Below are 15,422 nucleotides of genomic sequence, written 5' to 3'. Positions count from 1 at the left end.
TTGTTAAGCCAGCCTTTTTTGTAGGTGAGCAAAGTGAGCAGCAAATCCCCCCTCTACGCAGCCATAGATCTCGGCTCTAATAGCTTTCACATGCTAGTGGTACGTGAAGTTGAAGACGCCATTCGCACCATTGCCAAAGTGAAACGCAAGGTACGCCTTGCCGATGGCTTAGACGATAACTTAATGCTAAGTCACGAAGCCATGGTTCGAGGTTGGCAATGCCTTAGTCTCTTCGCCGAGCAACTACAAGATGTCCCAGCCGAAAACGTACGCATTGTGGGCACCGCCACCTTAAGGCTGGCCAAGAATGTCGATGTGTTTATCGAACAGGCTGAGCAAATCCTACAAAACAAGATCAACATTATTTCTGGGCTTGAAGAAGCCGAAACCATCTATTATGGCGTTGCCCAAACCAGTTGCGGCGAAGGCAATCGCTTAGTAATTGATATCGGTGGTGCCAGTACCGAGCTTGTTATCGGTAAGTCGGCCGAGGCGTTATTACTCAACAGCCTAGATATGGGTTGTGTCACTTGGCTTAAACACTATTTCAAAGATCAGGCACTCACTCACGATAACTTTGATGCTGCCATTAACGCCGCCAAAGCCAAGCTTAAACCCATAGGCCAAGAATACCTGAGCCTAGGCTGGCAAACCTGCTTGGGCGCATCAGGCACAGTCCAGTCACTGCAAAACATCCTCAAAGCCCAAGGATTGAGCGAGCAAGTTACCCTAGACAAGCTACTCGAGTTAAAGCAACAAAGCATAGATTGCGGCAACATTAATGCGCTGGAGTTACAGGGTCTATCAAGCGAACGGCTAGCTGTGTTTCCAAGCGGGCTAGCTATCTTAATCGCCATATTTGAATTCTTTGAGATAGATGCCATGACCCTAGCCGGCGGCGCCTTACGCGAAGGGTTGATATATTCGATGTTGGGAGAGTCCAAATATCCCGGCGTACAAGAGCGCACGCTAAGAAGCTTAATTAGTCGCTACCAATTAGACCAAAAGCAAGCTATTCATGTGCGCAGCACCGCTAGCTTGCTGTATCAAACTTTAGTAAGCGAAGCGCAGCAGGATGAAATCTGTCTGACCATGCTCACCAGCGCGGCCACTTTATATGAGATAGGTCTCTGTATTGAATATAAAAAGGCACCACAGCACGCAGCCTATATTATCGACAACATAGATTTACCTGGCTATACCCCAGCGCAGAAACAACTGCTCGCCACTTTGTTATTCAATCAAAGAGGCAAGCTGCAGCTAGATATGTTTAGCCAGCAAAATGCCATCGAAGTAGAACAAGCGGTGCAGTTATGTCGTTTATTGCGCCTAGCCATTATTCTTTGTATGCGTCGCAATAAAGGCTCTATTCCTGAGCTGGACCTCAAGCAACAAGGCGATACCCTTAGCTTAACGCTTCCCAATGGCTGGCTGGAAAGCCATGCTTTACGCGCTGCTGAGTTAATGCAAGAAATTGAATATCAAGAAAAAGCGGGCTTGTTACTAAGGGTTACAGAAAGTAATTAAAAGCAAATCCGGTGGGGGAGTTATTGCCCACCGGAAGCGACGCTATCAAATCAGGTCAACGCAAGATTTAATTGCGCTCGAAACGGCAATCTATTTAATTCCTTTTCAAGAGCTAACTGCGCCATTTGGATGTGTTGTAACTGCAAACCCGGCTGCGTTTTTTGATTGTCCAATTCTAATTGGATATGTAACTCTCGACCGACCTTAGTCAAACCAGCTAAACGAAACTGCACCGGACTTTTACCGTCTAAGCTGTGCACACATTTATCAACCTGTTGCTCTAAGCTTTCATCGGCCTTCATGTGTAAGATTTCACGCACCGCTTGCGACACCATATCAATCGGCATCCGTAAGAAGTAACAGCTCACCAACAGCATCATCACAGGGTCAGCGTAGCGAGCCCAATCAGCAAAAGGAGAAGACTGCAATAAAGCCGAAATCACAAAGCCAATCAATACCGCTAAACTTAAGTAACCGTCCATTTTCCACTGTGCATTTTCAGCCTGCAACAGGCTCGAGTCAGAGCCTTTCGCTGCTCGCGTTAAGTAAGTGAAAATAACAAAACAGCCAACGGTGTTAATCACACCAATCAACAACGAGATGTTCACATCTATGATGCGTCCACCGTCAAATAAGGACACGATTGCGCCATAAAAAGCGTAACCACATAGGAGAAAAATAACACTGCCTTTCACGATCAAGACCAAAGGTTCAATAATCGCTCGACCAAAAGGGAACACATGATCGCGAGGAGCGTCAACTATTCTGACTGCCAAAACCGACAATAATGTCAAAGCAACACTCACCAGAGAATAGAAGCCATCAAATGCGATAACCAAAGACCCCAGCATTAAGCCGAAAACAATAGACATGATTGCAAAAAAAGCCGCCAACCATGCCGATAAAATCAGCAAACTTCGCTCTTTATTTGCGCTGTTACTCATAAATCCCCCAAAACCATAAGATGCTAAGAGTGTCTGCGCAAAACGAAGAATGATCAAAAGAAGAAAGATGACAAAGGAATAACAAACCGAAGCGAGCTCATTTAATCTTTATAAAACAAATACTTACACACAATCTTGAGCGTCAACAATTTTGACGCTCAGCGAAAGCTTTTTTGAACCCTGTTCGACGCAAGGCAATGAACGACTAAAAAATAGACAATTAAGTAATCACTGTAGAGGCTGCAGTCAGCTGTGGGAGTTGGTGTCATGCAGCGATAAATAGGCCGACTAAGTCGCCCCATCACTGGGGCAGCCACAAGTCACTGGGTCTCCCACAACACAGAGTTAATAAGAGAACAGATATTCGGTTACCCGCTCGGCTAACCATTCCATCGCGGGGTGATTATGTGAATAATCAGGCGTTAACAAACAAAACTCTTCTTGCACTAAACCGTAGGAGTGGCGGATCACCGCCAGCTTTTCTTCACGCAGGTAGGATTTAATTAATGGCTCGGGCAACACTCCCCAAGCCGATTCGCGTAAGATGGCATCCAGCATATGCTCAAAGCTGTTAAAGCCGATAAAGCGGCTCGCCATCGGCGCTAATTCGGGGTTTTCTTTTAGGTTCAAATAGGCCAAACACACTTGCAGTTCACGGCGTAAATCGAAGTCTTCTACCCGCCGCATTTTAGCCAGCTTATGCTCGGATCGACACACTGACATCATGCGGATCTTACCCAAACGCTGGTATTTCAAACTGGGCATATCATCAAGCACATAGTCGATGCCAAAGGCATAATCTACCTGCTTAAGTTCAATCATTGACGCCAAGTCGCCACTGGAAGCTTGCACCAGACTAAACGAAGTAGCGGGATACTTTTTGCTTAACTGCAATGAGGTATCGCGCCAAAAATCCCCCGGCAAAGAGTCATCTCGCGCAATCCAGATTTCGGCGGCGAAAGTTTCTTCCTTGGCTTGGCACATATTACGGATGCGATCGGCGGTTGACACCAAGTTCTCACAATCGCGCAAGATTGTTTTGCCTGCTTCACTCAACTCCAAGCGATTGCCAGAGCGCACGAACAAGTCGACCCCAAGGTCATTTTCCAAGCTTTTAATCGCCATACTCAAGCGCGTACGGTTACTACCCAGTAACCGCGCCGCTTGTGCAATCGAACCGGATTCAGCCACTTGGCAAAATATTTCGACCTGATCGAGATTCATAGACAAAAAATATTACTCATTAACCTGCTTTGCTTCGTTAAGCCAAGTGGCAACATCTTTAGCAAAATAGGTCAAAATACCGTCAGCGCCAGCCCGTTTAAAGCATAATAAGGATTCCAACACACATTCCCGCTCTTTCAACCAACCATTAGCAATGGCGGCCTTATGCATCGCATACTCACCACTTACCTGATAAGCAAAAGTAGGCACGCCAAATTCGGCTTTAACCCGCTGCACCACATCAAGATAGGGCATACCCGGTTTGACCATCACCATGTCAGCACCTTCTTGAAGATCCATCGCCACTTCTTGCAGAGCTTCATTGGTGTTGGCAGGATCCATTTGATAAGTCGACTTATTCGCGCCTTTCAAATTACCCGCACTGCCGACCGCATCACGAAACGGCCCGTAATAATGAGACGCATATTTAGCGCTGTAAGCCATGATTTGTGTATTAACAAACCCCGCTTCCTCTAGGGCATCGCGGATCGCACCGATACGACCATCCATCATGTCTGAAGGCGCAACAACATCTGCACCGGCAGCGGCATGCGACAAGGCTTGCTTGATTAACACCTCGGTAGTGACATCGTTAAGCACGTAGCCATCCTCATCTATGATGCCATCTTGACCATGCACGGTGAACGGATCTAACGCAACATCCGTGATCACGCCAAGCTCTGGATAAACCGCTTTTAGTGCTCGCACCGCTTTTTGCGCTAGGCCTTTTTCATGATAGGCCTCTTCTGCCATTTCACTTTTTAACGCGGCAGGGATCACCGGAAATAGCGCCACCGCTGGCACACCAAGCGCCACCAGCTGCTTTGCTTCTTCTAATAACAAATCAATTGAAACTCGGTTTACCCCCGGCATAGATTCAACCGGCTCACAGCGGTTATTGCCCTCAACAACAAACATAGGGTAAATCAAATCATTCACGGTTAGCGTATGTTCGGCCACCAAACGACGAGAAAAATCATGCTTGCGTACACGGCGAGGACGACGGCGCGGAAAACCACCTACAAAATTAATCGACACGCTGTTTCTCCTTAAAATGAATAGGGTAAAGTGACCTGCAAGTTATCATAATTCACTGCAATAATCTGCACTCTCGCATCGTCGATAACGCTAGGCTTGCTCTGGCAACTCCTTTTGCTGCTTCACACTGTAAACCGCAAAGGCAAAGACAAAAACGGCCACCCCGTAAAGCGTATCCGTAGCCATGAACAGTGCAATTAAGCTGCAAAACAGCGCCGTAAACCAAGCTAAATAGCGCTGTTTGCCCGGCAATAGTTTGATGGCAGACAATCCTGCGGCTAAATAAATCAACACAAAAACCGCGTTGGCATATGCCAGTAAATGAGCAAAAGACCAATTAAAGCAATGCCGTAGAACCAATACCAAGGCGATGGCGAGTGTTACAATCAACACCGCAAGCATGGGACTTTGATTGCGATTTTGCTTTGCTAGACATGTTGCCACTTGACCTTTCTCGGCCATGCTCGCCAGCATTCGAGCAAAACTTAAAACATATAAATTAACCGCACAAAAACACGCCACAAATCCCACCAACGCAATCAATTTTGCCCCTAAAGGACCTAACGCAGTCTGCGCAATTTGAATAACGGAAAGTAAATTAGTGGCATCATCGCCATAAGCGCCGTATTGCAACACCGCGATACTTAATACCACATAGATGGCCGCCGCCATGACCACACCCAGCACCACGGCACGAGGAAAGTCTTGCTTAGGGTGTCTAAATTCGTTGGCAACATGGCAAATAGCCTCAATCCCAACAAAGCACCAAAAAATGGCCGCCATCGACTGCCCGATCGCTCCCCACTGCAACTGCCCTTGCGGCAACCTAGCCTCAGTTTTACTAAGCGCTACCACACAAACTAGGATAATGATGGCCGTCACACCGTAACTCAGCCAAGTTTGCAAGCGCACCGAAGTGGTCAACCTTAAAACATTAAGCACAAAAATGGCCCCTAACATGAGTAACTCAAGCCACAATGCCATCACCATAGGTATATTAAACAACTGCGCAAAATAGGCCGCGCCGGTGATCAGCACCACAGGAGGGCCAATGGGAGCAATAGAAACATATAGCCAAGCCAAACTAGCGGCAGCGCGATGGCCAAATGCCAACTGTACAAAATGCGCGGTTCCCCCTTGGTTTGCATGAGCACGCCCTAACGCAGCAAAGGTAAACACAATAGGCAACACAGCGAGCGCCATTAACGCCCAAGCCAACAAGGAATAAACGCCCGCATAAGAGGCGACAATGGCGGGCACTAACAACACCCCAGAGCCGAGTAAAGTGGCTAACAACATCCCCGCCCCTTGAAACACGGAAATGCCCTGTTTTGATATGCTCATATCATGGATAATTCATCAAAAAGAAAACAATATGCAAACTAATTACCTATAAGTCAATTTGACTTCACGATTAGCTTTACGCAGGCCAAATTAGGTACATTTGCGCTTGCTTCTCACCTTTAATCAAGTTAATTAATAACGGAAAACAAGTCACAGAGTGCTAGCATAGCGCAGCATGAGACACTAAAAATTCAAGACTGTAAATCCGCTATAGTCAATCATCATTAGGGAAGCCGATGAAAACAAAAATACTTATTGGGGCTGCTGCGCTTTGCTTAGCTCATAGCTCAACAGCTCTCGCCGGAGAATGGAGCCTGTCCTTAGGCGGATTTTACACCACCTCAAACACCACTATGGATGTTAAGTCACCATTAGGAGATAAAGATTTTGGCTTGGATTTTGAAAAAGATCTCAAGTTAAGTGAAGAAAAGTGGCTACCTTATGCCAACCTCAATTATCAGTTCAACGACAAACACAGTGTCTATTTTGATTGGAAGCGTCTTCATCGCAGCGCCACACAAGAACGAGTCACTGAACCGTTTGAGACCGATCTTGGCGGTGATACGACCTACATCATTCAAGCCGGCGCCCGCATTAAAACCACCCTAAATATCGACATAGCTACCCTGGGCTATGGTTACTCATTTTATCAAGATGATAAATGGGATCTTGCCGCTACATTAGGCATGCACATTATGTGGATTGAAATCGGCCTTAATGGCGAAATGGGTGCTTGTGTAAATGATTCTTGCGCTGGGACGCCTATTTTACCCAATACGAATGCTTTTAAGGACACCACCGCGCCGCTTCCCGATGTGGGTCTTAAAGGCCGCTATCTCATCACCCCCAATTGGGCTGTGTTAGGGCAAGCGCAATATTTTTATCTTTCGGTAGATCAGCTAGATGGCAGTTTGATTGACCTGAATGGCGGTGTTGAATACTTAGTTAATGACAATCTTAGCGCCAGCGTTAAATACGCCTACTATGATGTTGATGCCAAATTCAAAGGTGATCGCTCCCATCTTAAAGTTAAATTTAATTACCATGGCCCTATGTTCCAGCTGCACTATCGCTTCTAGCACCTAAACGTTTCTGGCGTCTTGCGTTGTTTGAGATTATTTCTGGATCCTCCTTTTCGTTCTATACTAATGAGAAGGAGGGAGCAACCATGCAGATTGAACCAACTCAAAACCTGACCAGCTCTCCTGCACAGAGCCCAACTTCAATGGCCATCAAACAGGCTAGCGTTCCTCTTGTGCCACCACAACAAGAGTACTTAAAGCTATCTAGGCAAGCCGAGCAACTTGCCGAGCAAAATCAGAACCAAACTGACTCGGTCAAGGTCAGCGCTTCCACTGGACAAAGCCAATCGCAAGGATCATTAACCGAACAACAGGCCATCGCCCTTTATCGAAAAATAGCCAGCTTACTTTAGGTTCAAATTAGATTTGGAGCTCTTAACCTTGATAGGGAACATATGAAGCGCGCTATCTTAATGACTTATCTCCTAACCCTATGGCTAACTTCCTTTTATGCCTTGGCTACTTTGACCCCATCGGATCAGCCCAATCGCCTACTCGAGCAAAAACTCATCACACTCGGTAGTACCCCTTACCTCATGGGCAACAAGCTCACTCATGTTCCTTTTTTGCTAGAGCTATACCGCCAACACCAATTTCAGCTCATTTGGAGCCAATGGGATAACCCAACTCAAATTATCCCAACCCTTTACTACGCGGAGCAAAACGGTTTAAACCCTGACGATTACTACCTTGAAACCTTAGAGCAGCAGCTTGATGGGCTTCGCACTCTTGAGCAGCTTGGCATTTCAAACCAAATAGATCTCGACATTTTAATGTCGGCCGCCGTTATCAAATTGGCTTTACAGCTTCGTCAAGGCAAGCTTAACCCGCTGGATTTTGAGCCACACTGGCCGCCAACGCCAGCACCTGATATAGCGGCATTTAGCGCCCAACTGCTCAGCCACATATCAACTAAAGCCTTGGTTGAGTTGTTCTTGCAACAAGAGCCTAATCATGAATTATATCGCGCCCTAAAAATGGCACTTGGCCACTATCAAGCCTTAGCCCAGCAGTCCTCATTTGAGCCCATTATCCTCAACGTGAAATCCCTCAAGCCCAGCATGCCAAGCCCCTCTATTCCATTAATAGAGCAAAGGCTTAGAGAGTTGAACCACTTAGCGCCAAATCAACAACACTTGATTAATGTGTCTGCCAACGTTACTCCACCCTATTACGGCAACGAACTTATCAAGCCGATCCAAGCTTTTCAGCGTCAACATGGCCTAGAGCCCGATGGCATCATCGGCCCCGCCACGCTAGCAGCACTTAACATCGACTATGCAACCCGAGTTAAGTTAATCAAGATAAACCTAGAACGGATGCGCTGGTTATCTTCTCACCTGCAACAAGATGAATACATTCTGGTTAACCTTGCTGGTTACCAGCTAGGCTTGTATCGCGAGCATAGTGCCGTTTGGAAAACCAAGGTTATCGTTGGCAAAAAACGTCACGCTACGCCAGCATTTAGCGCTACTTTAGCCTACTTAGAATTTAACCCCACCTGGTCGGTGCCACGCAGTATTGTCCGAGAAATGTGGCCTAAAATAGCTCAGGACCCCAGCTATTTATCACAACAAAATTTTCACGTATTGGATAAGCAAGGACAGCGTGTTGCGCTAGCCGATAGCGAATGGACAAACTATAACGGCCGTAATTTCCCCTTCTTTTTACAGCAGCAACCGGGGCCACAAAATGCCCTAGGCCAAGTGAAATTTATCTTTCCAAATCAATACAGTATTTTCTTACACGATACACCCGATAAGCATCTGTTTAGCCGTAGCCAGCGTAACTTTAGTCATGGCTGTGTTCGCGTCGAAACCCCCTTAAAATTAGCAGAGCTTTTGCTCAAGCCAATGCCTCAATGGTCTCCTCAACGCATCGAGCAAGTCGTTAACAGCCAGCAGCGCACCAGAGTGCACATGCAACGCCCTATTGATGTGTTTTTACTTTATTGGACGGTAACAGCCGCAACGTCAAGCATCCACAACGAACTCACCGACGTCAGCTTTCATCAAGATGCCTATCAAAAAGATGCATTGCTACTGCCTTACTTCTAAACAAGCGTTCATAAACGCTCACTAAGGATCCGCTCATAGTGGCATATGATGACGATGCAACCCTCCCCAACTCCATAACTAAACATTTAAATCAATTAGTTACGCCTTAGCTGAAAGCCTTTTCTAAGCACAAATCATTAGTTGAATTTGATCCCATTCTCAACAGAATAAAATTGACCGATGAGTGCTAGCAAAGATACATTCGCACCTGCATTCATGTTGTCATAAAAATGTAATATTTGATCAATCTCACGGATGCTTTATTTTAAAAACAAGGAGTTGTAATGCTAAACAAGATTGTTGTTGCGATGCTCGCGGCGGGTGCCATGGTACAAGCCAACGCCAAAGACATGGATCAAGTTTCTCTTGATCTCGAGCTCGGCCCATCGGTATTAAATACCGAACTTTCTTCTGCTTCTGGCCTAGTGGCCTACGGCAAGGCGCTCTACGCAGTAGGTGATGACTCACCTTGGCTATTTAAGCTAAACCAAAAGTTTGATATTAAGAAAAAGCATCTGATCAAAGACTACCCAATGACAGATGACGGCCGCATTGTTAAAGCGGTAAAACCGGATTACGAAGCCATGGCCATGGTTGAACACGACCTTAAAGACTGGTTCCTAGTATTAGGCTCAGGCAGTAAGGCGGAAGTGCGTGAATGGGGTTACCTGATTTCAAAAAATACCAAGCAACAAATTGAGCGCTCATTAGCTCCTCTTTATGCCCAGCTTTATCAAGCAGGTGGCTTTAGTGGTGATGAAGAACTCAATATTGAAGGGCTTGCTATCGCTAAAGATAAAGCCTTTATCTTTAACCGTGGTAACTCAGGCGGCAACCTCATTTTCATGCTAGATAAAGCCGAGTTGGTTAATTACATGGTCGGTGAAATTGACCAAGTAACCGAACTAGCAACCTATACTGTGACCTTACCAACAGTAGCCGGATTTGAAGCGGGTCTATCGGGTGGTGAGTTCTGGGTAGAAGGCAAATCATTGGTTTATACCGCTTCTGTAGAAGCGACCGGCGATGCCTACAATGACGGTGAAATCTTGGGCAGCTTTATCGGCCTGATCCCTCTGGATTCATTCAAAGATCCGTCACAAAATATCGACCTAACTGGCGCATCTGTGCCGTTACTCGACAAACAAGGCCAACCTTTGATCACTAAGGTAGAATCCATCGCGATTGTTGAAAGTGATGAAGAAGAAATTTCTGGCGCCTTGGTCAGTGATAACGATGACGGCACCAGTGAATTTTTCACTTTTGAGCTTGAACTTGACTAAGCCATCGTGCCCTGCCCAGCTTAGCCAAATTTGAGCTGGGCCATTCTCAAAGCTCACCCTACCCTTATCCCCTTCGGTGAGCTTTTTCTCCTTCGCACTCTAAGGTATTATAAGCGCCTTCATACTCCTTGCTTAGCCAACCTTAGGATTTAGAATGAAAGCCAGTGCAGTCCATATCCTTGTCAAACAACGTGACAAGTGCGAACAGATCAAAAAACAACTGGAAAAAGGCGCTGATTTCGCCAAACTCGCCAAGCAACATTCCATCTGCCCATCAGGTAAAAAAGGTGGCTATCTTGGCGAATTTCGCAAGGGCAGCATGGTTAAGCAATTTGATGACGTCGTCTTTAAAGAAGAGCTGTACAAGGTACACGGCCCAGTTAAAACCAAATTTGGTTTTCACCTCATCAAAATCTTATACCGTGGCTAAAACCACTTTAAAGATTAAGTAGTTAAGTCAAAGAATCAGACTTATTTCGGTGACGCTAGCGGCACAATTATCTATGCTTAGATAACCAATCTAATTCAGAGCTAAGCATTGATGTCAGACCAAGCCAACTCAAACACGACTGCCAATAATCAGCGAAAGGGATGGCGTTGGTTGAGACTGACATGCTCAGTGATAATCATACTGTTTGCGTTGCTGTTGTCCTTTATCTGGCTAGTTCAGCCGACCATCAATCTATCCCGCTTTAACCCTAATCTAGCGGCCATCATTAACCAACACCTAGCAAACCCAATCAGTATTCAAGGCGATACCTTACTGCAACTGTCCTTAACCCCCCATCTCACCGTCAATCAAGTCAGCATAGCAAATCCTAGTCCCTACCCAAATCAGCTGGCTATTCTGGAACAAGCCGAAATTGCCCTCGCTCTTACGCCTTTGCTATCAAAACAAATTCACTTCAACACCATTAAGGTGGCAGGACTCACCGTGAATCTGTTTGGCGATGAGCAGAATAATAACTGGCAAGGGTTGCTCAACTCTCAACCAGCCAACACCCAACCAGCCAACACGCAGCCTACAGATGAGGCTTCAACCGCCCCTGCTGATTGGCGTATAGCCCAGCTCGGGCACATCACCATTAATGATGTCACCATCAACCATCAAAGAGATGCTGACTCTTTTATAGATTATCGCCTTGAACAACTGAACTTTGTGGGAAATCAACCGCAAGATATTCGCCTTGATGCGACAGGCAGCTTTGCCGCTCTGCCTTATCAGATAACACTGTCAGCCGATCTTCAATCACCACAAAGCCCATATCAACTCACTATTGAAGTTGCAGGCATCACGAGCAAATTTCATGGCATATATGATCGTCTGTCTCAGCACGCCCAAGGCCACCTCAGTTTAACCTTAGATGATGATAGATATCTGGCGCCTTTATTAGACGCCAATATTAAACCCTTGCTGCCATTCTCGCTTAGCGCAGATTTGAGTAGAACCACCAAACAAGCCGAACTCATGGTTACCGAGATGCGTCTCGGAGGCACCCGCTTAAACGGCGAAGCCAATATCGATTGGCAAAATGATCTCCCCATCATCAATGGTCAATTGCACGCCGACACCATAGACCTCAGCCATTGGCTAGATAATTCAGCTGATGTATCAACTGATTCATCAACTGATTTGCAAGCAAAGACACCGGCTAGCTCACCTACAAATGCGCCCGTCAACAAGACCAACCCAGCCAGCCCCAGTAAGGCCAAAGTAGATCAACAAGCCCAACAAGAGCAACGAGTCTTACTCAATCGCTTACGTTACTATTTTTCGTTACTAGAAGGGAACGTCAGTTTCTCCCTCGATGAGTTAACTGGACTTGCCACCAGTATCAAAGATGCCAAACTTAAGGTGCGCTTAAAGCAGGGAAAATTCACCGTTCCGGCCAAAGTCACCGTAGCTAAAGTTCCGTTTAGCGGCCGCATTACCTTGCAAGCAACCGACACCATCAAGGCCAAGGTAAACCTAAAGGCCAAAAATGCCGAAATCGGTGACTTTGCTAATCTTTTTATTGGCGTTTCGACCATCAAAGGTCAGGTCGAGTCATCGGTGTTAAAAGTCACCAGTGATGGCCACAACCTGCTTAGCCTAGTACAAAATGCACAATTAAATTACCAACTCAAGCAAGCTCATTTGCAATATGGTAGCCCAAACCCAGTGCACTTCTCGGTCGACAGCGCCGAGTTTATTTCTGGCGCGCGTATTGCCTCAACCCTAGCCGTTAATGGTCAATTACTGGGCGTTCCGGTGCAAATCCAAGGCCATGGAGAGCCAACCCAACAGCTAGCCCAAGGTGACCCTTGGCAAGTCTCACTTGACATCACGGCTCCCCACAGCCAATTATCCCTCAAAGGGGGCATTCAAAAACTAGGGCAACTAGACGGTAGCCAGCTAACACTAAACGCCCACATCAAACAGTTTGGCGCACTCGCCAGCTGGTTTGCCAGCGATCCCAACAGCCAAGACAGCGTTTACTTAGCCGGCCAACTCAATGGCGTTGCCGACCATTTTGAGCTCAGCTTGGACTCCCTTAAACTGGGTCAAACTCAAGGCCGTGCCAACCTATACTGGCAGCCCGGTAAAGATAACGCTTACGTTAAGCTCAGCAGTCATTTCGAGCAGATCAATATAGCTCAACTAAGCCGCCTTGGTAGCCAACGCCCCAAAACCGTGACTCAACAAACGGGGATCACCCTGTCGGCACCGATTCTACCTAGCGAAATTAAAATCATGGATGCCGACTTGCAACTCAAAATAGATCGGCTAAATAACCAAACCTTAACCTTCAACGACATCCAACTTAACGGCAATATTCGCGATGGCTGGCTCAAACAAGCTCCCTTTGGCGTTACGTTAGGAAGTAATCGATTTAACGGTGATATCAGTGTCGATTTGCGCCACTTTCCGCCACAAGCCAGCTTTAAGCTGATCAGCCAACAAACCGATGTCGGCGAAATAGCTCGCTTATTGGAGCTGAGTAATGAGCTTGATCTGAACGTCGACAAACTTTCCCTTAGCAGCCACGTCAAAGGCGATAGCATTCAAGCCATGTTATTGTCGGCCAAGTTAAATGCTTTGGTGGAAGGGGGGCGCTGGCGACTCCCGAGTAAACACCAAGGGCAAGCAGCAGAGATAGAGCTAACCAAAGGCAGCTTTAGCATGGCTAGGGACAAAGCTAGCCAACTCACACTGCAAGGCAAACTACTTAAGCAACCCCTGCAGCTTTCGCTTCGCGCGCCTTCATTAAGGGCGAGCTATCAGTCAACACAACCCATCCCAATCGATTTAACCGCCCAACTGAATCAAATCAAACTGAAAGCCAGTAGTCAGGTGTCTTTCCCTGTTACAACGGATAAACTCCAACTAGCATTACAATTAGACAGTCCCAGTTTGGCTGAAATACAACCTTTAGTGCCTATCAGCTTGCCGCACTTTGGCCCAGTTCACCTTAGTGCGAAATTTCACACCGATGAGGTCGGCTACTATCTAGACCAACTGAAGTTGCAACTTTCGAACAGCCATTTGTCTGGCCAAATGGCACTGCTGGCTAACAGCAAAACCGGCAAACCTGACTTCGATTTATCGCTGCATTCGCCGCAGATCCAACTCAATGATTTTCGCGATCAAAACTGGGCGCTATTTGCTTCGTCGAGTAAACAGCCAAACACCAGCGAAACAACCAAATCGGCGCCAATTTCACCCGCCACGTTTCAACGTCTCGATGCTAAGGTCAACATTAAGGTAGACAAGGTACTTTCAGGTGAAGACAACTTAGGACAGGGCCAACTTGATTTCAGCTTAAACGACGGGACTGCCGAATTAGAACAATTACGGCTGGAAATACCGGGTGGCAATGTGTTGATCAAATCCGGTCTTAACTTTGACAATGGTCTATATAACAGCTGGATAGACGCTAAAATAGACAAGCTAGATTATGGCGTGTTAGCGAATCGCATTAAACCTGACAGTCATATTAAAGGCGACTTTAGTCTCGACCTTAATGTCCAAGGATCTGCACCTAAACTAAACCAACTACTCAATACAGCCGATGGCCACTTACGCTTTGCTATCAATCCTGAGTCCTTTAAAGCCGATATTTTTGATCTGTGGGCAGTCAGTCTAGTGAGCGCTTTATTGCCTAAAGTCACCGATGAATCCCATGCTGAGGTTAATTGTTTGGTGGGCCGCTTTAACCTTAAACAAGGTCATTTAAAGCAGGAAGTGGTATTACTCGACAGTACCCGTATGCAAGCCTTCGCCGAAGCGGAGCTTGATTTAAACAGTCGCGATATCGAGATTAAAATCACACCTAGAGCGAAAAAAGCGCAAATATTTGCTCTACAAACACCGGTTCAAGTAAAAGGAAAAATAGAAGATTTTAAGGCTGGTATCGCCCCCGGCGGCCTTATCGGCACCACCATCCGCTTTATCACCAGTCCCGTGGTCGCACCGCTACAATGGATGATCCAAACCCCCATTAATAAAAACGGTCAACCACAATGTCAACAAGCTTGGCAAGGGACGCTGATTAAACATTAAAGCGCAAAAAATGCTCGGCTGATGCGAGTGGTATTGGCAATTGGAACCAGCCAATAAATATCGTATGAAAAGTAGCAAAACTTCGTTTTCAGGGATGAAAACGCAGAGCGTATAGGGACATATTCACCGCGTTTTTGCGGATTATTCATACGATATAGTTTATCCAAAACTCAGGTTAAATATCGCCGCAGGTTACAACTGGATTTCACCTTAGAATGCGGCTCACCCGTTAAAGCGCAAAAAACGCTCGGCTGGTGCGAGTGGTATTGGCAATCAACTCTGCCAAGGGTTGGCCTTTGATATCAGCGATGGTTTGAGCGGCGATACAGGGTAAATATCGCGGCAGGTTACGACTGGATATCGGCAAAAATGCGGCTTAC

12 protein-coding genes are annotated in these 15,422 nt (G+C 46.4%); 7 read left to right on the top strand and 5 right to left on the bottom strand.

Annotated features, from left to right (window positions below):
- The first annotated feature begins 33 nt into the window (after positions 1 to 33).
- Positions 34 to 1,527, top strand: coding sequence for a guanosine-5'-triphosphate,3'-diphosphate diphosphatase (gene gppA / locus ACK8OT_RS08165; RefSeq protein ID WP_410196008.1), 1,494 nt, complete (start codon positions 34 to 36; stop codon positions 1,525 to 1,527).
- Positions 1,528 to 1,577: 50 nt separating this feature from the next.
- On the opposite strand, the gene ACK8OT_RS08160 is transcribed toward gppA, so the two are convergent.
- The 4 genes from ACK8OT_RS08160 to yjeH all read right to left on the bottom strand — a co-directional run bounded on the left by ACK8OT_RS08160 (position 1,578) and on the right by yjeH (position 6,077).
- On the bottom strand, positions 1,578 to 2,471 hold the full coding sequence (locus ACK8OT_RS08160) for a cation diffusion facilitator family transporter (RefSeq protein WP_410196007.1): 894 nt from the start codon (positions 2,469 to 2,471) through the stop codon (positions 1,578 to 1,580).
- A gap of 345 nt (positions 2,472 to 2,816) precedes the next feature.
- A complete protein-coding gene (locus ACK8OT_RS08155) occupies positions 2,817 to 3,695 on the bottom strand; it encodes a LysR family transcriptional regulator (protein WP_410196085.1) in 879 nt (292 codons plus the stop codon).
- 12 nt (positions 3,696 to 3,707) lie between these two features.
- A complete protein-coding gene (gene hemB, locus ACK8OT_RS08150; RefSeq protein WP_410196006.1) occupies positions 3,708 to 4,733 on the bottom strand; it encodes a porphobilinogen synthase in 1,026 nt (341 codons plus the stop codon).
- Positions 4,734 to 4,823: 90 nt separating this feature from the next.
- A complete protein-coding gene (gene yjeH, locus ACK8OT_RS08145; protein ID WP_410196005.1) occupies positions 4,824 to 6,077 on the bottom strand; it encodes an L-methionine/branched-chain amino acid transporter in 1,254 nt (417 codons plus the stop codon).
- Between the two features lie 236 nt (positions 6,078 to 6,313).
- Here yjeH and ACK8OT_RS08140 point away from each other — a divergent pair, with 236 nt between their 5' ends.
- From ACK8OT_RS08140 to ACK8OT_RS08115, 6 genes are all read left to right on the top strand, one after another.
- A complete protein-coding gene (locus ACK8OT_RS08140) occupies positions 6,314 to 7,156 on the top strand; it encodes a hypothetical protein (protein WP_410196004.1) in 843 nt (280 codons plus the stop codon).
- 89 nt (positions 7,157 to 7,245) lie between these two features.
- Positions 7,246 to 7,512, top strand: a complete 267-nt coding sequence (locus ACK8OT_RS08135; RefSeq protein ID WP_410196003.1) for a hypothetical protein — start codon at positions 7,246 to 7,248, stop codon at positions 7,510 to 7,512.
- Positions 7,513 to 7,554: 42 nt separating this feature from the next.
- Complete coding sequence (locus tag ACK8OT_RS08130) at positions 7,555 to 9,216, top strand: L,D-transpeptidase family protein (protein ID WP_410196002.1); 1,662 nt, start codon at positions 7,555 to 7,557, stop codon at positions 9,214 to 9,216.
- A 284-nt stretch (positions 9,217 to 9,500) separates the two neighbouring features.
- Positions 9,501 to 10,499, top strand: coding sequence for a DUF6929 family protein (locus tag ACK8OT_RS08125; RefSeq protein ID WP_410196001.1), 999 nt, complete (start codon positions 9,501 to 9,503; stop codon positions 10,497 to 10,499).
- A 154-nt stretch (positions 10,500 to 10,653) separates the two neighbouring features.
- Complete coding sequence (locus tag ACK8OT_RS08120; protein ID WP_410196000.1) at positions 10,654 to 10,929, top strand: peptidylprolyl isomerase; 276 nt, start codon at positions 10,654 to 10,656, stop codon at positions 10,927 to 10,929.
- 189 nt (positions 10,930 to 11,118) lie between these two features.
- Positions 11,119 to 15,042 carry an AsmA family protein gene (locus tag ACK8OT_RS08115; RefSeq protein ID WP_410195999.1) on the top strand — a complete coding sequence of 1,308 codons (3,924 nt, stop codon included), beginning with the start codon at positions 11,119 to 11,121 and terminating at the stop codon, positions 15,040 to 15,042.
- A 229-nt stretch (positions 15,043 to 15,271) separates the two neighbouring features.
- Here ACK8OT_RS08115 and ACK8OT_RS08110 read toward each other — a convergent pair whose 3' ends face one another.
- The gene (locus tag ACK8OT_RS08110; RefSeq protein ID WP_410195998.1) at positions 15,272 to 15,409 is read right to left on the bottom strand and encodes a hypothetical protein; all 138 of its coding nucleotides are present in this window, start codon (positions 15,407 to 15,409) and stop codon (positions 15,272 to 15,274) included.
- Between the last annotated feature and the right edge of the window lie 13 nt (positions 15,410 to 15,422).

The sequence above is a fragment of the Motilimonas thetidivivens genome, assembly GCF_046452435.1.
GTDB lineage: Bacteria > Pseudomonadota > Gammaproteobacteria > Enterobacterales > CBDFNC01 > Motilimonas.
This window is presented reverse-complemented; position numbering and strand designations above follow the sequence as displayed.

What these genes read in the sequence shown, in the direction of transcription:
- ACK8OT_RS08160 (WP_410196007.1), bottom strand. Translation starts at nt 2,471, where the DNA reads ATGAGTAACAGCGCAAATAAAGAGCGAAGTTTGCTGATTTTATCGGCA.
- ACK8OT_RS08135 (WP_410196003.1), top strand. Translation starts at nt 7,246, where the DNA reads ATGCAGATTGAACCAACTCAAAACCTGACCAGCTCTCCTGCACAGAGC.
- ACK8OT_RS08125 (WP_410196001.1), top strand. Translation starts at nt 9,501, where the DNA reads ATGCTAAACAAGATTGTTGTTGCGATGCTCGCGGCGGGTGCCATGGTA.
- ACK8OT_RS08140 (WP_410196004.1), top strand. Translation starts at nt 6,314, where the DNA reads ATGAAAACAAAAATACTTATTGGGGCTGCTGCGCTTTGCTTAGCTCAT.
- yjeH (WP_410196005.1), bottom strand. Translation starts at nt 6,077, where the DNA reads ATGAGCATATCAAAACAGGGCATTTCCGTGTTTCAAGGGGCGGGGATG.
- ACK8OT_RS08130 (WP_410196002.1), top strand. Translation starts at nt 7,555, where the DNA reads ATGAAGCGCGCTATCTTAATGACTTATCTCCTAACCCTATGGCTAACT.
- ACK8OT_RS08155 (WP_410196085.1), bottom strand. Translation starts at nt 3,695, where the DNA reads ATGAATCTCGATCAGGTCGAAATATTTTGCCAAGTGGCTGAATCCGGT.
- ACK8OT_RS08120 (WP_410196000.1), top strand. Translation starts at nt 10,654, where the DNA reads ATGAAAGCCAGTGCAGTCCATATCCTTGTCAAACAACGTGACAAGTGC.